This window comes from Blautia sp. AF17-9LB, from assembly GCF_003479185.1.
Classification (GTDB): Bacteria; Bacillota; Clostridia; order Lachnospirales; family Lachnospiraceae; genus Fusicatenibacter; species Fusicatenibacter saccharivorans.
The window spans coordinates 33,539-52,529 of sequence record NZ_QUGU01000003.1; the positions used below are offsets into that span (position 1 = coordinate 33,539).

Consider the following 18,991-nt stretch of genomic DNA (forward strand, 5'->3'; position numbering starts at 1 on the left):
TGTATTTTCCAAATATGGAGAATATAATGAGAAAAAGCCAGGATGTGGTATTCAAAACCAGATCAATTCCGGGCGAAAATATTAAACTATTACAAAGGAGATCGTGAACAATGGATGCAAAAATGAAAGTAGAAAGAGCCGCTGCAGGCGCTGCGATCGATGGTGTTTTAAAATATGTGAACCACGGAGATGACAGAACAAAAGCACTGCTGAATCTGACGGATTTTGTACAGAAATTTACCGGAAATATGTTTGCGGAGAAAACGTTCGACAATATCCGCACCATGCTGCAGAATCCGGACAACAAATGGGTACAGTATGTCAACCGCGGACTGGACGAGCTGGATCCGCAGGTGATCAAAATGACTGCTTTGAACCTGGGATTCCAGGCAGCTTTCGTCGGAACGAAACAGATCCGTATGAACCGTGAAAAATACAACTGCAACATCCCATGGACGATGCTGATGGACCCGACAAGTGCCTGTAACCTGCACTGCACCGGATGCTGGGCAGCAGAATACGGCCACAAGCTGAATCTTTCCTATGAGAAACTTTCTGATATCATAAGCCAGGGAAAAGAGCTGGGAACCTACTTCTACATGTTCACCGGCGGTGAACCGCTTGTGCGCAAAAAAGACATCCTGCGTCTGGCAGAAGAGCATCATGACTGTGAATTCCACTGCTTCACCAATGGAACCCTGATCGACGAGGAGTTCTGTGAGGCGGTTCAGAAGCTCGGCAATATCTCCTTCTCCCTGTCTCTGGAAGGCTTCGAGGAGGTCAACGACGGACGCCGCGGCGAGGGTATTTTCGATAAAGTTCTGGCAGCCATGGATCTGATGAAAAAACACGGTCTGCTTTTTGGTACTTCCATCTGCTACACAAGAGCAAACCTCGAGACCGTTACAAGTGACGAGTTCCTGGATCTTTTGATCGAGCACGGATGCCGTTACAGCTGGTATTTCCACTTCATGCCGGTCGGCATGGACGCTGCACCGGAGCTGATGCCGACGGTTGAGCAGAGAAAATATATCTATCACAGACTGCGTGAGATCCGTTCCGATAAGAGTGACAAACAGATCTTTGTTATGGACTTCCAGAACGACGGTGAGTTTGTCGGAGGCTGTATCGCAGGAGGAAGAAACTACTGCCATATCAATGCAAACGGCGATGTGGAGCCGTGTGTTTTCATCCATTACTCCGGCGCCAACATCAACGAAGTTTCCCTGATCGAAGCACTGCAGCAGCCGCTGTTCCAGGCATACCGCGATGGACAGCCGTTCAACCGCAACCACCTGCGTCCATGTCCGATGCTCGAAAATCCGGAACTGCTGCGTGAGATGGTAGAGAAGACCGGCGCGAAGTCAACCGACCTGCAGTCTCCGGAGAGCGCAGAGCATCTGTGCGGAAAATGTGATCTGTATGCTGCTGAGTGGAAAAAAGCCGCAGACGAGCTGTGGGCAGAGAATCCGCATCACAAACAGAGATATGAGAACTATAAGAAAGAGAACCTGGACGAGGAGGCAAAAGCTTCCACAGAGGAGATTCTTTTCGGAATCCGCGGATAATGCGATCGATGAATCGAAGATAAAATAGAAGCAAGACACCGGAAAATGGGACGAAAACCTGTTTTCCGGTGTCTTTTTGTGCGGGCAGTGAGCCAAAGTCCGACCTTGCAGAAAGCGGCCGGATCCCGTATACTATAGAGAAGCAAAGCGATATTTTAACGACAGAGAGGATTAAAAAATAGAAGATGAACGATTCATTTTTACAGGAACAGGGCGTAAGCGGGGCGTTAATTGAGAGTGTGCGGAAATTCCGCGAGAGCTATCCGGTGGCGGAGGGCTTAGAGAACCGCATGAGCACGCCGGAAATCCCGTTTTTCGGAAAAGAGATTCTGGAGATGGCAATTGCCGCGCTGCTGCAGGGCGAAAATCTGCTGCTGACCGGCGAGAAGGCAACGGGAAAAAACGTGCTGGCAGAGACACTGGCGTATGTTTTCGGAAGACCGACGTACAACGTTTCCTTCCATGTAAACACAGGAAGCGCCGAGCTGATCGGAACAGATACGTTCCAGAACCAGGAGGTCACACTCCGGAAAGGCAGCATTTACCGCTGTGCAGAGGAAGGCGGTTTTGGTATTCTCGATGAGATCAACATGGCGAAAAACGATGCGGTCAGTGTTCTTCACGCCGCGCTCGACTACCGCCGCATCATCGATGTGCCGGGCTACGATAAAATTCCGCTTCACCCGGCGGCGCGGATGATCGGAACGATGAATTACGGCTATGCGGGAACGAGGGAGCTGAATGAAGCGCTGGTGTCCCGCTTTCTGGTGATTGACATGCCGCCGCTTACAGAAGAGACACTGTTTTATTTGATGCAGTCAAAATTCCCGGATCTGAAACCGGCGGCACGCGAAGCGCTGGCCGGCCTTTACCTCGATCTGCAGAAAAAGGCAAAACAGGCGGAAATCACCACGCGCGCGCTCGACCTCCGCGGTCTGTTCGGAGCGATCGGCACGATGCGCCAGGGGCTGTCCCCGTATCTTGCGGTGCAGATCGGCATTGTCAATAAATGCTTTGACCTGTTTGAAAAAGAGATCGTGCGGGATGTCGTGCGCACGCGGATTCCGGAAGAGTGGACGCCGCAGGATGTTTTTTAGAGGAAATACGTATGGTGACAGAGGAAACATTAAAAACGCATGAGATGGAGCTGGAAAGCCGGATCCGCAATCTCGTCTGGACTGTCAGCGGCGACTACACGCTGAAGCTGAACCCGGACGTGGAGCGGTATGCGAAAGAGCCGGATACGGTGCTGTACGATACGATCCGCCAGGGTGCCTTTTCGTGTTACTTTGATCGGGAAGCCTACAGCCTGTATCTGGTGAAGAAGGTTTACAGCGGCGCAGCGGAGGGAGAACTGATGATGCTCGCCCAGCTGGTGACGGAGGAGGCCGTATCGAAGCGGCTCGAAAGCGAGCGCCCCGGTGTCAAGGGCTTTCGAAGGAGAGCAGCGGAGGAAATACTGGACCACTCGTTTGAATCTTTATCCCAAAATGAGACAGGCCGCCTGAAACTGGAGTATCTGCGCGGAAGAAGAGAGGAGGACGAGGGGAAAAGCCCTTCATACTCGGGAAAAACGCGGGAGTGGATGAAACTGCTGAAGCACGCATCCGAAACAGCGGATACAATGGAACTGATCCGGGTGACGGACGAGCTGTACAATAAGGTCGTCGATCCCGCATTTGTGAAAAAGCACGGTGATCTTGCCTCGGTTCTTGCGGTAACGATCGAGGAGCTCACCGAGTATTCCTGGAAGGATTTCCTTTCGGAAGAGCTGTATGAGGACGGGCTCGAGACATATCTGGAGCGAGTTTCGCTTGATATGACAAATTTCACATCAAAAGAGGCGGAAGAGAAGAAAGAAAAAACAGCGGGAAGCGATACCAAAAAGGTCGTTGTCGTCGATGAGAAAGCGCTGGCACGGATGTATCAGTACATTCAGCGCAATTACGGAAAAACGTGGCTCTCGGAAAGTGAGGAGAAAAGCCGGAATTACCAGCTCTGCCGCGGCATCCACAGCGACTGCAGCCTCTATTACACGGAGGGTGTGCTGAAAAATCCGGTCGGAAAGTATTATCAGCTCTCCTATGCGCAGAAACAGAAGGATAAAAATCTTCATGCCTATTACGACCAGCACCGCGCGGTGCGGCAGAACATTTCGCTGCTGTACCAGGAACTGAAAAAAGCGATGCTGCTGCAGGAGGACCAGTCGTTTGCAGATGCAGACCACGGAATTTTACAGCCCGCGCGGATGTGGAAGGTGGGACGGAGTCAGAATGCGGATCTGTTCCGGCTGGAGCAGCGGCGGAATTCCCTTGATTTTGTTGTGGATATTCTCGTGGATGCGAGCGGTTCCCAGCGGCCGCGCCAGGAGAATGTGACACTGCAGACGTACATTCTGGCGGAGACCTTAAGCCGCCTGCACATCCCGTTCCGCGTGATGAGCTTCTGTACGTTCTGGGATTACACGATCCTGCACCGGATGCGCGATTACGACGATCCGCGGGAGAAGAACAGCAATATTTTTGAGTATATTACATCATCAAACAACCGCGACGGGCTTGCTGTCAAGGCTGCGGGGATAGATCTTTTAAAACGCCAGGAGGACCGGAAGCTGCTGATCCTCTTAAGCGACGGAAAGCCGTACGATGTGCTGGTGAACCGGCCGAATGCGAGAAATCCAAAGCCGTACCGGGATGACTATGCGCTGCATGACACGGCAACCGAGGTGCGGCGCCTCAGGCAGCAGGGTGTCTCGGTGCTTGGGGTCTTTGTAGGCGAGGAGACGGAGCTTATGGCGGAGCAGAAGATTTTCGGCAAGGATTTCGCATATGCGCGCGACATCCGCAATTTTTCCCATATGGTGGGAAGCTATTTAAGAAGAAAAATCGAAGAATAAACGAGCGGAATGCTCCGGGCGGAAAGTGGAAAACTTTTATCCGGAGCATTTTTTTCAAATTTTTTTACGCAAACAGGTTGACATTTCCCACAAAACCTCCTAGAATGTTCTATAGCGAACTGTTTAATATGAAACAGTTATCTATAGAACAGTTGCTTATAGAACAGTCCTTGTTCAAACAGTTTTATAAAGAACAGATGGGGACGGCAGCAAAGGGGAAAGGAGGAAAAAAGCAGCGTGTGTTGTAAAAAAAGAAAAATCGGCCACGAACTGCGGACGCTGGACAATATGATGTCACGGAACCTGATGGCAGCCGCCAGAGAGCGGGGGGTCGATGAACTGACCGCCATGCACGGATGGATTTTAGGGTATCTGTGCCGGAACGAAGACAAAGATATTTTCCAGAAGGATATCGAGGCGGAGTTTAAGATCTGTCGGTCCACCGTGACGAATATTTTAAAGCTCATGGAGAAAAAGGGCTACATCCGACGGGAGTCCGTTCCCTATGATGCACGTCTGAAGAAACTGGTGCTGACCGATACCGGAAGAGAGCTTCACGAGAAGACGAAAGATATGATCGATATTCTGGAAGAACAGACAATTGAAGGAATTGCAAAAGAAGATCTCGATACCTTCTACCGTGTCATCGACCAGCTCAAAAGCAATGTAAAAAATATGTTAGGAGAGACATCATGTTAAAAACACTTGGAGCACAGGTAAAAGAGTTTAAAAAAGCCTCCATTGCCACTCCGCTTTTCATGATTCTGGAAGTTATCATGGAGATGATCATTCCTCTTATGATGGCATCCATTATCGATGATGGTGTAGAAAAAGGCGATCTCCATCACATCTACGTGGTGGGAGCGTTCATGGTGGCAGCAGCAGCCATCGGTCTGTTTGCCGGTATCATGGGCGGAAAATATGGAGCAAAAGCGTCTGCCGGATTTGCAAGAAATCTGCGTCAGGCCATGTTTGAAAACATTCAGGAATATTCATTTTCGAATATCGACAAATTCAGCACCGCAGGTCTTGTCACCCGCCTGACGACAGACGTCACCAACCTGCAGAATGCCTATCAGATGATTCTTCGTATGTGCATGCGTGCACCGTCGAGCATGATTATCGCGATGATTATGTCGTTTTATATCAATGCACGTCTTGCAAGCGTTTATCTGGTAGCCATTCTTATCCTCGGAACGTGTCTGTTTTTGATCATGCGTTCCGCGATGAAATATTTCGATCAGGCATTTCCGAAGTACGATGAGCTGAATGCGAGCGTACAGGAAAACGTATCCGCCATCCGCGTAGTAAAAGCGTATGTGCGTGAGGATCATGAAACAAGTAAGTTCCACAAAGCAGCAGAGAACATCTACAAAATTTTCTGTAAAGCAGAGGAAAACCTTTCCTTCAACGCGCCGCTGATGCAGCTTACCGTTTACAGCTGTATTCTTCTGATCAGCTGGCTCGGTGCGAAGATGATCGTCGGAAGCAGCCTGACAACAGGAGAGCTGATGAGCCTTCTGACCTACTGCATGAACATTTTGATGAGCCTCATGATGCTTTCGATGGTATTCGTTATGATCACGATGAGCCTTGCGAGTGCGCGCCGTATTACCGAGGTTCTGAATGAGAAGAGCGATCTCGACAATCCGGAGAATCCAGACTTTGATATTCCGGACGGAAGCATTACCTTCGATCACGTCTACTTCAACTACAAAAAGGGAGCAGGCGAGCCGGTTCTTTCGGATATCAACCTTTCGATCAAATCCGGTGAGACCATCGGTATCATCGGCGGAACCGGAAGTGCGAAGACGAGTCTTGTCAACCTGATCAGCCGTCTGTACGATGTCACGGAAGGCTCCATCAAAGTCGGCGGAAAGGATGTCCGTTCCTACGATATGGAAACTCTGCGAAATGAAGTAGCCGTTGTTTTACAGAAAAATGTGCTGTTTTCCGGTACCATTCTCGACAATCTTCGCTGGGGTGATAAAAATGCTTCGGAAGAAGAGTGCAAGCGTGTCTGCCGTCTTGCCTGCGCTGATGAATTTATCGATCGGATGCCGGAGGGCTACAACACCTACATCGAGCAGGGCGGATCCAACGTATCCGGCGGCCAGAAACAGCGCCTCTGTATCGCACGAGCGCTGCTGAAAAAACCAAAGGTGCTGATTCTGGATGACAGTACAAGTGCTGTCGATACCGCAACCGATGCAAAAATCCGGAAGGCATTCCTGACCGAGATTCCTGAAACGACAAAGCTGATCATTGCACAGCGTATTTCCAGTGTGCAGGACGCAGACCGTATCATTGTCATGGAGAACGGAAAAGTAAATGGTTTTGGAAGCCATGAGGAATTACTGAAAACCAATGAAATTTACCGGGAAGTATATGAGTCTCAGACCGGTGGCGGCGGAGACTTTGACGAAAAGAGAGGTGAGTAAGGAATGGCAGAGAGAGTACAGCAGGTAAAGGGGCCGGGCGCAAGACCTCCAAGAGGGGTGAAACCGCAGGTCAAGAATCCGATGAAGATCTTTACCAGAATTATGAAATATGCATTAAAGGATTATACCGTACATTGCATCGCTGTTGTCATTGCGATTTTTGTCAACGTCCTGGCAAACGTACAGGGAACGATGTTTATGAAAACGCTGATTGACGGCTATATCACGCCGATGCTGACCCAGCCGGATCCGGATTTTGGCCCGCTGCTCCACGCAATTTTGCGGGTGGCCGGATTTTACGGGATCGGTATTGTGGCTGCGTTCATTCAGAACCGTACCATGATTTATGTGTCCCAGGGAACCCTGCGGAATCTGAGAAATGATCTGTTCGGCAATATGGAAAAGCTGCCAATCAAATATTTTGATACGCATGCGCACGGCGATATTATGTCGATTTATACAAATGATATTGATACTCTGCGCCAGATGATCAGTCAGAGTATCCCGCAGATCATCAACAGTGCAATCACGATTGTCAGTGTCTTTGTCAGTATGCTGATTCTGAACATCCCGCTGACGATTACAACGCTGGTTATGGTATCTATCATGCTGGGAGTGACAAAAAAGGTGGCCGGATTTTCCGGAAATTTCTTTGTAAAACAGCAGAGGGATCTTGGTAAAGTCAACGGCTTTATCGAAGAGATGATGGATGGCCAGAAGGTTGTCAAGGTATTCTGTCATGAAGAGGAGAATATCGAAAAATTCAAAGAAATTAATAACAATCTGTATGAGAGTGCTTACAATGCCAATGCGTTTGCGAATGTCATCGGACCGATCAATGCACAGCTTGGAAATATGAGCTATGTTGTCTGTGCGATTGTCGGCGGTGCACTTGCCCTTGGCAATGTCGGTGGCTTTACGCTCGGTGGTCTGGCAAGCTTTCTGACCTTCAACAAGAGTTTTAACATGCCGATCAACCAGGTCAGCCAGCAGTTGAACGCAATCGTTATGGCACTTGCAGGAGCCGAACGTATTTTCCGCCTGATGGATGAAGAGCCGGAGCTGGACGAGGGGTATGTAACGCTTGTCAATGCGAAGGAAGAAAACGGAAAACTCACCGAGACGAAAGAGCGTACCGGAAAATGGGCATGGAAGCATACGCACCAGGCAGATGGATCTGTGGATTACCGCGAGCTGCAGGGCCGTGTGGTATTCGAACATGTTGATTTCGGCTATAACCCGGATAAAATCGTTCTGCACGATGTATCACTGTTTGCGGAGCCGGGTCAGAAGATCGCGTTTGTCGGTTCCACCGGAGCCGGAAAAACAACCATTACCAATCTGATCAACCGTTTTTATGATATTCAGAAAGGTAAGATCCGTTACGATGAGATCAATATTGGAAAGATCAAAAAAGACGATCTGAGAAGATCGCTTGGCATTGTTTTGCAGGATACACATCTGTTTACGGGAACGGTAAGAGAAAATATTGCCTTCGGAAAGCTCGATGCGACGGAGGATGAGGTTGTAGCAGCAGCAAAACTGGCGAATGCGCACGGATTCATTATGCGTCTGCCGCAGGGCTATGACACAATGCTGACCGGAGACGGTGCGAATCTGTCCCAGGGTCAGCGGCAGCTTCTTGCGATCGCGCGTGCAGCCATTGCGGATCCGCCGGTACTGATTCTCGATGAGGCGACAAGCTCCATTGATACCCGTACCGAGCGCATTGTTCAGGATGGTATGGATAAGCTGATGAGCGGAAGAACAACCTTTGTTATCGCACATCGTCTGTCTACCGTACGAAACGCCGATTGTATCATGGTTCTTGAGCAGGGACAAATTATTGAGCGCGGTACCCATGATCAGCTGATGGAACAGAAAGGAAAATATTATCAGTTGTATACCGGAAATCAGGTTTCTGCATAGCAGAAAAAACGGAAAAAGTAAGTCCCGCACGACAGAAAATAAAAATCTGTCTGTGCGGGATTTTTTTGTGAAGCAGCGGCTGGTTTTATGTGCGAGTAGCGAAGCGGATTGCGAATATCCGATTCGAAACGATGATTGCGAGTGATACAGTAAGTTCCCACAGGTTTTTGGGTCTTGAAAAAGACAGCGGGATTTTATAAAATAGAAGAAGCGTTTGAATATATGCAAAGGAGAAAAACTATGGAATACCTGAATACAGCGCAGGAGCTGCTCGATTTTATCATGCGGTGCAAAAGCCCGTTTCATGTGGTAAAAGAAGCCGGCGATCTGCTGAACGAAAATGGATATACAAAACTGGAGGAGACGAAAGAGTGGAGTCTCGTTCCGGGCGGAAAATATTATGTGACGAGAAATGAATCCTCGGTGATTGCATTCCAGATCCCGGAGGGCGTATTTTCCAGCTATCAGATCATCGCCAGCCACAGCGACTGCCCGACCTTTAAAGTAAAGGGAGAGGATCCGTTTGTGAAGGACGGCCATTATACCCGCCTGAACGTGGAGGGCTACGGCGGCATGATCCGCGCTCCGTGGTTTGACCGTCCGCTTTCCCTAGCAGGCCGTATGGTGGTCCGCGATGGAAACGGCGTAAAATCCGTTCTGGTCGATGCAGGACGCGATCTGGTGACGATCCCGAACCTGCCGATCCATCTGAACCGCGACATCAACAACGGAATCAAATACAGCGTACAGACTGACATGCTTCCGATCCTCGGCGATGAGACCGCAAAAGACCATTTCTATGAGCTGTTTCTGCCGGATACGGCAAAAGAGGACATCCTCTCGATGGAACTTTATCTGTACAACCGCGTGGAGGGCTCTATCTGGGGCGCCAGCAAAGAATTTCTGTCCAGCGGCCGCCTCGACGATCTGCAGAGCGCATTCGGTTCCTTAAAAGGATTCCTTGCCGCAAAAGCGACAGGTCAGGTTAATGTCTGCGCAATCTTTGACAACGAGGAAGTCGGAAGCCTTACCAAACAGGGCGCAGATTCGTCGTTCCTGACTGAGACCCTGCAGCACATCAACGCAGCGTGCGGAAAAGACACGATCGCTTACCACAGAGATCTTGCGGGAAGCTTTATGGTTTCTGCCGATAATGCACATGCGTTCCATCCGGCGCATGCGGAGAAATACGATCCGAAGAGCCGCGTCTACATGAACGGCGGCGTTGTCATCAAACAGAGTGCAAACCAGAAATACACGACCGATGCTGTTTCGGAAGCCGTAACAAAGATGATTTGCGAGAAGGCCGGCGTACCGTGCCAGGTATTCGCAAACCACGCCGACATTCCGGGCGGAAGCACGCTCGGCGCAATTCTGAACTCTCTTGTCTCGGTGACAAGCGTGGATATCGGAATGGCTCAGCTTGCGATGCATTCCCCGTATGAGACGGCAGGCGCCAAAGATACTGCTTATCTGGTGCAGTTCGCAAAGACCTTCTATGAGACGACACTGGTGCGGACAGAGCATGGATTTTCTCTGGAAGAAAAATAAAAGTTTAAGATAGAAAAAAGCGGCCGGCGGGACTTTTGAAAAGCCTCTGCCGGCCGCTTTTTGCGTACTTGCAAAGTGTGTTTTAAGGATCAGATTATTCTGTCCGGAGTGCCGTAACCGGATCGCTTTTTGCCGCTTTCTTCGACGGAATCAGACCGCCGATCAGGGTCAGAACGACGCTGAGTGCAATCAGAACAAGCGCCGGGACGAGCGGAAGAGAAGCACTGACCTTCGTCGTATCCGCCAGATGGTGGATCAGAAGGTTGCCCGGAATCATCAGAAGCAGCGAGAGCCCGATGCCGATCAGTCCTGCACAGAGTCCGATGATGAAGGTTTCGGCATTGAAGACCTGCGAAATATTGCGTTTCGAAGCACCGATCGCGCGCAGGATACCGATCTCTTTCTTACGTTCCAGAACACTGATATAGGTGATGACGCCGATCATAATCGAGGAAACCACAAGGGAAATGCCGACAAAAGCGATCAGCACGTAGCTGATGATGTTGACGATATCCGTGACGGAGGACATCAGAGTGCCGACCATATCGGTGTACGAGATTACCTGCTCGTTTTTGCCTTCTTTTTCCATCGTGTCATTGTAACCGTCGAGGATGGAGACAACGTGTTCCTTACTCTCAAAGTTTTTCGGGTAAATGCTGATCGAAGAAGGTTCGTCAAAATCAGCGTAGCCCAGTTTCTGCAGATTGCCCTCATAGGTGGAAGAGCCGGAAGAACTAAGAGAAGCGAAGAGCTCCTTCATATCATCCTCAGTCATATTCATCTGGAAGGCACTTGCAAAGGCATCGGTGTCAATCTTCATGGCATCGCCCATCGAATCCTGCAGAGAATTACCGACCTGCGTCATGGCGCGCTCCATCTCGGACTGAATTGCAGAGGCCATCTGCGTCATTATCTGTTCCATCGCGGAAGTGATCTGTGTCTGCAGAACCGAGGCGACAGAAGCGGAGTAGCTTCCCATAACGCCTGCCATGTAGTTTGTGAGCGCAGAAGAAACCTGGGACTGCAGTCCGTCGAGATCGACGATTTTTGTGATACCGCTGTTCAGCCGCTGCTGGCCGTCCGCCGTGTTCAGATAGGCGATAAAGTGCTGGCCCATCTCCGTCGGATCCGGCAGGCCGTTCTCCTTCACATAAGCGAGATAACCGTTGGAAAGCTCCGTCGCAAGCGCAGTGAGCTGGTCGGATGTAATTTCGATATTGCCGTTGTTCTGCATCACCTCGGAAATCCAGTCGTTGATGATCTGAACAGCTTCTTCGGTCTGCAGATACTCCGCAAGATAAGCATCAAACTGTTCCGGATCGGTGTAGCCCATCTTGATCAGGTATGCCTGATACCCTTTGAAGATCCGCTGAATGAGTTCCTGGATCTGTTCCTGTGTAATGGAAACACCGCCGCCTGCAATGATGGTCTGGATGTGGCGCCGCAGGATTTCCTGTGCTTCCGTGGAATTGATGTAGGAGACGAAATCCTCCTGTAAATGGGAATAATCCGCCTCCGGGTGCTCCGAGGCGTAGCCCTGATAGCCCTCCATGAGGCTGGAAGCCAGTTCCTGCATGCCGTCTTCACTGACATTGAGAGTAAGTCCGGATAAAATCTGGCCAAGATCAAGCTGCGGCAGTCCGTCGAAATTAAGAGAGATCTGACTGAGGTCAATCGCACCCGCGAGATCCATGCTGCTTCCGGCGTCCGCAAAGGCACTGGAAAAATCAAGGTTCATGGAATCACCGGAAAAAGCACCGGAGAGTGCGGAATCGTCGAACTGGAAAGCGTTCTGCAGCTTGTCCTCATCGACAGTGATAAAGGAATCCATATCAAGACCGCTGTTCTGATCCACGGTGCCGAATTCCTGATTCGTAAAGACATCGATGGAGGAGTCCGCCATCTGCTGTTTCACAATCTCGGATTTCTTTGATTCCTCCACAACGTGGCGGGTCAGCGATGCCGGGTAATTGATGCCGGCGGTCAGGGCAGAGGCTGCAGAGTCAGGGGACGGCTGGACAATACCGGTGATTGTGAGCTTTTCGCCGTTGGCAACGAGCTTTTTCATATAGTCTTCGTTGTCGCTTTTATCTTTCCAGACCTGATACTGACTGTCGTATTCGTAGCAGTCGGCGCTGTTCACAAGACGGAACGTGGTGCCGAGGATATCATCGTAGGAATACGTGCCGATGGAGGAAGGGGTCTCGACGGTTTCTTCATTTAAAAACTGGCGGACCATCTCATCCAGCTCGAGTGCATCGCGGAGCCCCAGGGTGTAGAGCAGAAAATCACTCATTCCGCCGTCGGAAGTGAGGACAAGCACACATTCGTTATAGTTTTCCGGCCAGTGTCCGGCTTTTAAGTCGTACTGGTTCTCGTACAGGGAAGCGGTGTCCGGCATCTCGTAAAAGACGTTGGTGCTCATCATGGATGACATGATGCTGTTGGAGCTTGCGCCAAGGCCGAGCGAGCGGAACGAATGGTCCGGGTGCACCTGGCGGATGGAATCGCCGTCTTCGCGGTAGATCTGCGGCGTGACGGAGTAGGAATATTCGATGGCATTTGTGTAGTCGGAAATGCCGTCCGCACCGCCGTCAAGGTACTTTTTCAGGGAAGCGAGATCGTTGGAGTTCATGGTGGAGAACATGTTGGTCACGACTTCCTGGACTTTGATTTCATTCTTTTTGCCGGAATCTTTTGAGTCTTTGCCGGCATTCTGTGAGCCGACCATCATCGAAGTGAGGTCAAAGCCGGTGCTCTGGATCTGAAGCGGATATTCGGAGAGAGTTTCCTCTTCCATATTCTGAATATACTCGTTGACACCAGAGGAGAGTGCCAGAATCAGTGCAATGCCGATGATGCCGATCGAGCCGGCAAACGAGGTGAGTAAGGTCCGCGCTTTCTTGGTGCGCAGGTTATTAAAACTTAAGGAGAGCGCCGTCAGAAAGGACATCGACGATTTGCCCATGTTTTTGTGTTTGGGAGGAAGCAGGGTTTCGGAATCCGGCTCAAACGGGTTCGTGTCGGAGCAGATCACACCGTCGCGCAGGGTGACGATCCGGTTGGCGTAAAGCTCGGCGAGCTCCGGATTGTGTGTGACCATGACGACAAGGCGTTCTTTGGCAACTTCCTGCAGCAGGTCCATGACCTGAATACTGGTGTCGGAATCGAGCGCGCCGGTCGGCTCATCGGCAAGCAGAATTTCCGGGTCATTGACAAGAGCGCGGGCGATGGCGACACGCTGCATCTGACCGCCGGACATCTGGCTCGGCCGCTTGTGGAGCTGTTTTCCAAGACCGACCTTATCAAGTGCCGCGATTGCTTTTTTGCGCCGCACCTCTTTGGAAACACCGGAAATGGTAAGCGCCAGCTCTACGTTTGCAAGGACGGTCTGGTGCGGGATCAGGTTGTAGCTCTGGAAGACAAAGCCGATCGTGTGGTTCCGGTAGGAATCCCAGTCGCGGTCCTTATACTTTTTCGTGGAAATGCCGTTGATGATCAGATCGCCGCTGTCGTAGCGGTCGAGGCCGCCGATGATATTCAGAAGCGTCGTCTTTCCAGAACCGCTCGGCCCTAAAATAGCGACAAACTCGTTGTCGCGCAAATTTAAGGACACATCGTCGAGCGCTTTCTGTACCAGCGTCCCGGTCCGGTATTCTTTTTTGATATGCTGAATCTGTAGCATGAAAGGGTAACTCCTTCTGTGATTAATATGTGAACAGTTGTCCTTTATTCTACAACGAAATACGGGAAAAGTCCCGGGCTTTAGAAAAATTTAAGAAAAGTTTATCGACAGAAAAAAAGTTCCGCCTCTGTTTCAGAAAAACAAAAAACGGAACTTTCTTTATCTGTGATACTTATGATGCCGGAAAAGTCAGACTTCCATCAGAAGACCTTTCATATAAGCCTTTAAGATTTTCTTTTTCTCCAGCGAAAGATTATTGTAAAGCGTAATGATTTCCTGCTGTCCTTCGGTAAGCTGCAGAGCATCCGGCTCGTCGAGAAAGAAATCGGCAAGTGTGATGCCGAAAGCGTCGCAGAGCTTCTGCAGGGTAGGGATGGTTGGAATATTGGTGCGGTTTACCATATTATTTAAGGTAGAATAGGGAATGTCCGCCTCTTTTGCAAGACGGTAATAAGTCCAGGAACGCTCTTTGCATAAATCCTGAATGTGCTGTATCACATCTTTATCTCTCATAAAAAGATACCTCGTATTCCTATGTAATGTAGCGGCATGAAAATTGCTACTCACATATATTATACGTCTGTAAAAGAATAGAAACAGATCTTAAAGAGAGATGCAGAAAAGCTTTACAAATAAGAAATAATGGGAATTTGAGAGAAAAAGAGAGAAAAACCCGGCAGGAAAATAGGGTCTCCCGCCGGGTTCTGCAACCGTTTCAAAGTCTGTGCTTCTTACTCTTCGGTGGAATTTTCTTCCATCTCGTTGAACTGCTCGGTATCCATCATCTCGTCGAATGCGTCTGCTGCAATTTCGTACTCTTCATCGGAATCGATGTTGTCGAGGTTCGGCTGGCCGTTCTCTTCGTAGTAACGATACAGATAAACTTCGCCGTCTTCGTTCTCGCCGTTTTCATCGAGCGGCAGAAGGGCGATGTACTCTTTCTGGTTCGGAGCCGGGAAAATGGTCAGTACGGCACATTTTACTTCGGTATCGTCGTCCAGTGTCAGGGTAACAGTCGGCTGATCCAGATCCTGGCAGTCGCTGCCGCAGCTTGTGCAGTCTCCGCTGCAGGATGCGCTGTTGAATAATTCTTCACTCATTTGTATTACCTTCCTTTTTCGTGTTCAAGTCTTATCAGGTTCTTGTCTGCCATTCTAACAGATAATAAAAAAAAACACAATGGCTGTGCCGGGAAAGAAGAAAAAATGCGGCTGATACAGGAAAATACGGAAAAGATACAATAAATAAGAAAGAAAAAATGAAAATTTAGTCGTATTTTCTCTTGACTGTTTTCAGGTACAGCCTTATACTATCACTATTGAATCTAAATATACAGGCAGCTGAACAAACTTATCCTCAACTGCCGGGGAGGCAAAAAATGGATATCAGATTTGAAAAAAGAGAGCATTTACAGGAAAAACCGGATCAGAAAAACCTTGGATTCGGAAAACACTTTACAGACTATATGTTTGTCATGGACTGGGATAAAGAGCAGGGATGGCATGACGCAGCAATCGTACCGTACGGCGGAATCCCGATGGATCCGGCAACCATGGTACTTCACTATGCACAGGAAACTTTCGAGGGTATGAAAGCATACAGAACAGCAGAAGGAAAAATCCAGCTGTTCCGTCCGGAAATGAACGCACGCCGTATGATCAAATCCAACGAAAGACTCTGCATGCCGGGTGTACCGGAGGAGATGTTTGTAGAAGCTGTCAAAGCACTGGTTAAAGCACAGGAAGACTGGGTACCGTCTGAGCCAGGTACATCTCTTTACATCCGTCCGTTCATGTTCGCTACTGAGGCAAGCCTTGGCGTACATATGGCAAAATCCTACAAATTCGTTATCATCACCACTCCGGTTGGAGCATACTATGCAGAGGGCATCAACCCGGTTAAGATCCTGGTTGAGGATGAATATGTCCGTGCAGTCAAAGGCGGCACAGGCTTCACAAAATGCGGCGGTAACTATGCAAGCTCCATCGCAGGCCAGGTAAAAGCAGAGAAGATGGGATGCACCCAGGTTCTGTGGCTGGACGGCGTACATCGTAAATATGTAGAGGAAGTTGGAACTATGAACATCATGTTCAAGATCGCCGGCGAAATCTACACCGCACCACTGGAAGGAACCGTACTTCCGGGCGTAACCCGTGATTCCCTGATCCACATCCTGCGTGACTGGGGCTACAAAGTAAACGAGACCCATCTGTCCATCGACGACCTGATGAAAGCAGGCCATGACGGCACACTGGAAGAGGCATTCGGTACCGGTACAGCAGCTGTTGTATCTCCAGTCGGCGAGTTCGTATACAAAGACGATTCCGTTATCGTCAACGATTTCAAGATCGGTGAGCTGACCCAGAAACTGTACGATACCCTGACCGGTATCCAGTGGGGCAAGCTGGAAGACAAATATGGCTGGACTACTCCGGTAGAATAAACCATAATAAACAGAAAAATGCGAATAAGGGGTCCTTCCCGCACGGCGGTGCGGGGAGGATTCTTTCGTTTCAGAAAAAGATGGAGAAACCATTGGAAAGGAAACAAAACAGAATGGATCAGAATCGAATGCCTCTTGTGGAGGCGTTACAACAGTTCAGGGAGGAAGCGCCGGCGTATTTCCGCATCCCGGGACACCGGTTTGAGCGGGGGCTGGATGAGGCGCTAAACGGAGCATCGCTTGCAGCGTATGACCTCTCGGAGGCAGAAGGCCTCGACGATCTTCACCATGCGGAGGGCGTGATCGCGGAGGCGCAGCGTCTGGCGGCAGAAACGTGGAAGGCAAAAAAAACGTTCTTTCTCGTCAACGGTACGACATGCGGCAACGAGGCGATGGTGCTTTCCTCTGTGAAAGAGGGCGAAAAAATCATTGTCCCGCGGAACGTGCACAAATCGGTGCTGATGGGACTGATTTTATGCGGAGCCACACCGGTTTATGTGATGCCGGAGTACAGCACAAAATGGCAGATGTGGGGCGGCGTGACGCCGGAAACCATCGAAAAAGCGTTTGCCGAAACGCCGGATGCGAAAGCCGTACTGCTGGTCAGCCCGACGTACTACGGTCTTTGCAGTGATCTGCAGGCGATCGCAGAAATCTGTCACTGCCACAACGCAGCGCTTCTTGTCGATGAAGCACATGGATCGCACCTCTATTTTTCCGAACAGCTTCCTCTCGGCGCACTGGAAAGTGGTGCGGATGCCTGCGCGCAGAGTATCCACAAAACGGCGGGTTCCTTTACACAGAGCTCCTTCTTATCACTCGGTTCTGGCCGTCTCGATGAGGCAAGAGTGGCCGCCAATCTGCAGATGGTACAGAGTACATCGCCGTCCTACCTTCTGATGGCATCCCTCGATGCGGCGCGGCGCGGGATGGCGCTGCACGGAAAAGAGCGAATGGAACGCGCGCTGGAACTCGGCCAGAGGGCGCGGCAGGAGCTTACAAAGATCAAAGGAATCGAAGTTCTTGGGACCGAGATGGAAGGAACGTGCGGCGTATGGAAGATCGATCCGACGCGTCTTGTATTCTCGGCAAGAGAACTTGGTATTTCCGGTTACGATCTGCAGGTGCGTCTGTACGAGGAATACCGCGTTAGTACAGAGCTTGCCGACGAGGAGAACGTGGTCTGCGTTATTACCTGGGCAAACAGCGAGGAAGATATCACACGGCTGATCGATGCGCTGGCAGGAATTTCGGCAGCAGAGAGCGGGAAAACGGCGGGGCGGACGAAGTTTACAGAAAAGCAGTGGCTGTTCCGCAGCCTGCCGGAGATGGTAAAGACACCGCGCGAGGCATATTTTGCGGAGAAGGAAGCCGTTCCGTTTGCAGAAGCGGAAGGACGAATTGCAGCCGAGATGGCAGCCCCATATCCGCCGGGAATCCCGCTCATCTGCCCGGGCGAGCGGTACAGCAGAGAAATGTTGGAACTGATGCGCCAGTATAAAGCAGACGGCTGCGAATTTCACGGACCGTCGGATGCGTCGCTGGAAGTGCTGTATGTTCTGAAAGAGGAATAAAAGAAAACGGAAGTCGGTTCCCGGCGTTTTGCAACAGAAACCGCAGAGAACAGACTGTCAGGAAAAGGAGATGAATTGCGTATGAAAAAAATGATATCCTGGAACGTAAATGGACTGAGAGCCTGCATGAAGAAAGGCTTTCAGGAATACTTTGAGGCGGCAGATGCCGATATTTTCTGCCTGCAGGAGACAAAGCTGCAGGAAGGACAGATCGACCTCGAGCTGCCCGGCTATCATCAGTATTGGAATTATGCGGAAAAGAAAGGATATTCCGGTACGGCCCTGTTTACCAAAGAGGAGCCGATTTCTGTTCGCTATGGTATCGGAATCGAAGAACATGATACGGAAGGCCGTGTGATTACGGCAGAGTTTCCGGAATACTTTGTTGTAACCGTCTACACACCGAATTCGCAGGATGAATTAAAACGCCTTGCCTACCGGATGGAGTGGGAGGATGCGTTTCTTTCTTACTTAAAAGGACTGGAGCAGGAAAAACCGGTGATTTTCTGCGGAGATCTGAACGTCGCAGCGACCGAGATGGATATCAAAAATGCAAAGGCAAATGAGAAAAACGCCGGCTTTACGAAAGAGGAGCGCGAAAAATTTGCCGTGATCAAAGAAAAAGGCTTTGTTGATTCCTTCCGTATGCTGTATCCGGACACCGTGACGTATTCCTGGTGGTCATACCGCTTCCAGGCACGCCAGCGGAATGCAGGATGGCGGCTTGATTACTTTATGGTATCAGAGTCCTTAAAAGATGCAGTTGCAGATGCCAAAATCCATACCGAAATCCTCGGTTCCGACCATTGCCCGGTGGAACTGGATTTAGAGGTATAACAATTGGTAACATTGGTCAATTGACAATTTTATTCAAATGATTTACATTAATAGTATGACAATTGCA

At 50.0% G+C, this 18,991-nt stretch carries 13 protein-coding genes; 10 read left to right on the forward strand and 3 right to left on the reverse strand.

Going from position 1 to position 18,991, the window contains the following annotated elements; translation table 11 throughout:
• The first annotated feature begins 110 nt into the window (after positions 1–110).
• From DWX00_RS04375 to DWX00_RS04405, 7 genes are all read left to right on the forward strand, one after another.
• Positions 111–1,568: a radical SAM protein gene (locus DWX00_RS04375; protein ID WP_118594711.1), complete on the forward strand. Its 1,458-nt coding sequence runs from the start codon at positions 111–113 to the stop codon at positions 1,566–1,568.
• A gap of 185 nt (positions 1,569–1,753) precedes the next feature.
• Positions 1,754–2,665 carry an AAA family ATPase gene (locus DWX00_RS04380; protein ID WP_117812862.1) on the forward strand — a complete coding sequence of 304 codons (912 nt, stop codon included), beginning with the start codon at positions 1,754–1,756 and terminating at the stop codon, positions 2,663–2,665.
• An 11-nt stretch (positions 2,666–2,676) separates the two neighbouring features.
• A complete protein-coding gene (locus tag DWX00_RS04385) occupies positions 2,677–4,464 on the forward strand; it encodes a cobaltochelatase CobT-related protein (RefSeq protein ID WP_118594712.1) in 1,788 nt (595 codons plus the stop codon).
• Positions 4,465–4,701: 237 nt separating this feature from the next.
• Entirely contained in the window at positions 4,702–5,163 is a 462-nt protein-coding gene (locus DWX00_RS04390; protein WP_022463288.1) for a MarR family winged helix-turn-helix transcriptional regulator, read from the forward strand.
• Positions 5,157–6,905 carry an ABC transporter ATP-binding protein gene (locus DWX00_RS04395; RefSeq protein ID WP_022463287.1) on the forward strand — a complete coding sequence of 583 codons (1,749 nt, stop codon included), beginning with the start codon at positions 5,157–5,159 and terminating at the stop codon, positions 6,903–6,905. The genes DWX00_RS04390 and DWX00_RS04395 overlap by 7 nt, the downstream gene beginning before the upstream one ends.
• A 3-nt stretch (positions 6,906–6,908) precedes the next feature.
• A complete protein-coding gene (locus DWX00_RS04400; protein WP_022463286.1) occupies positions 6,909–8,834 on the forward strand; it encodes an ABC transporter ATP-binding protein in 1,926 nt (641 codons plus the stop codon).
• Between the two features lie 240 nt (positions 8,835–9,074).
• Positions 9,075–10,385: a M18 family aminopeptidase gene (locus DWX00_RS04405; RefSeq protein WP_118594713.1), complete on the forward strand. Its 1,311-nt coding sequence runs from the start codon at positions 9,075–9,077 to the stop codon at positions 10,383–10,385.
• Between the two features lie 94 nt (positions 10,386–10,479).
• Here the strand turns inward: DWX00_RS04405 and DWX00_RS04410 are convergent, their stop codons facing one another.
• The 3 genes from DWX00_RS04410 to DWX00_RS04420 form a co-directional block, all read right to left on the reverse strand.
• Complete coding sequence (locus DWX00_RS04410; protein ID WP_118594714.1) at positions 10,480–14,070, reverse strand: ABC transporter ATP-binding protein/permease; 3,591 nt, start codon at positions 14,068–14,070, stop codon at positions 10,480–10,482.
• A 189-nt stretch (positions 14,071–14,259) separates the two neighbouring features.
• Positions 14,260–14,583 (reverse strand): helix-turn-helix domain-containing protein, encoded by a 324-nt coding sequence (locus tag DWX00_RS04415; protein ID WP_055218165.1) that lies wholly within the window; start codon positions 14,581–14,583, stop codon positions 14,260–14,262.
• A gap of 218 nt (positions 14,584–14,801) precedes the next feature.
• Positions 14,802–15,170: a DUF1292 domain-containing protein gene (locus DWX00_RS04420; RefSeq protein ID WP_118594715.1), complete on the reverse strand. Its 369-nt coding sequence runs from the start codon at positions 15,168–15,170 to the stop codon at positions 14,802–14,804.
• Positions 15,171–15,448: 278 nt separating this feature from the next.
• Here DWX00_RS04420 and DWX00_RS04425 point away from each other — a divergent pair, with 278 nt between their 5' ends.
• From DWX00_RS04425 to DWX00_RS04435, 3 genes are all read left to right on the forward strand, one after another.
• A complete protein-coding gene (locus tag DWX00_RS04425) occupies positions 15,449–16,513 on the forward strand; it encodes a branched-chain amino acid aminotransferase (protein WP_022461483.1) in 1,065 nt (354 codons plus the stop codon).
• A 113-nt stretch (positions 16,514–16,626) separates the two neighbouring features.
• Positions 16,627–18,087, forward strand: a complete 1,461-nt coding sequence (locus DWX00_RS04430) for an aminotransferase class I/II-fold pyridoxal phosphate-dependent enzyme (RefSeq protein ID WP_158578751.1) — start codon at positions 16,627–16,629, stop codon at positions 18,085–18,087.
• Between the two features lie 81 nt (positions 18,088–18,168).
• The gene (locus tag DWX00_RS04435; protein WP_055226476.1) at positions 18,169–18,924 is read left to right on the forward strand and encodes an exodeoxyribonuclease III; all 756 of its coding nucleotides are present in this window, start codon (positions 18,169–18,171) and stop codon (positions 18,922–18,924) included.
• The last annotated feature ends 67 nt before the right edge of the window (positions 18,925–18,991 follow it).

What these genes read in the sequence shown, in the direction of transcription:
- DWX00_RS04435 (WP_055226476.1), top strand. Translation starts at nt 18,169, where the DNA reads ATGAAAAAAATGATATCCTGGAACGTAAATGGACTGAGAGCCTGCATG.
- DWX00_RS04385 (WP_118594712.1), top strand. Translation starts at nt 2,677, where the DNA reads ATGGTGACAGAGGAAACATTAAAAACGCATGAGATGGAGCTGGAAAGC.
- DWX00_RS04415 (WP_055218165.1), bottom strand. Translation starts at nt 14,583, where the DNA reads ATGAGAGATAAAGATGTGATACAGCACATTCAGGATTTATGCAAAGAG.
- DWX00_RS04400 (WP_022463286.1), top strand. Translation starts at nt 6,909, where the DNA reads ATGGCAGAGAGAGTACAGCAGGTAAAGGGGCCGGGCGCAAGACCTCCA.
- DWX00_RS04405 (WP_118594713.1), top strand. Translation starts at nt 9,075, where the DNA reads ATGGAATACCTGAATACAGCGCAGGAGCTGCTCGATTTTATCATGCGG.
- DWX00_RS04410 (WP_118594714.1), bottom strand. Translation starts at nt 14,070, where the DNA reads ATGCTACAGATTCAGCATATCAAAAAAGAATACCGGACCGGGACGCTG.
- DWX00_RS04375 (WP_118594711.1), top strand. Translation starts at nt 111, where the DNA reads ATGGATGCAAAAATGAAAGTAGAAAGAGCCGCTGCAGGCGCTGCGATC.
- DWX00_RS04425 (WP_022461483.1), top strand. Translation starts at nt 15,449, where the DNA reads ATGGATATCAGATTTGAAAAAAGAGAGCATTTACAGGAAAAACCGGAT.
- DWX00_RS04420 (WP_118594715.1), bottom strand. Translation starts at nt 15,170, where the DNA reads ATGAGTGAAGAATTATTCAACAGCGCATCCTGCAGCGGAGACTGCACA.
- DWX00_RS04395 (WP_022463287.1), top strand. Translation starts at nt 5,157, where the DNA reads ATGTTAAAAACACTTGGAGCACAGGTAAAAGAGTTTAAAAAAGCCTCC.
- DWX00_RS04430 (WP_158578751.1), top strand. Translation starts at nt 16,627, where the DNA reads ATGGATCAGAATCGAATGCCTCTTGTGGAGGCGTTACAACAGTTCAGG.
- DWX00_RS04380 (WP_117812862.1), top strand. Translation starts at nt 1,754, where the DNA reads ATGAACGATTCATTTTTACAGGAACAGGGCGTAAGCGGGGCGTTAATT.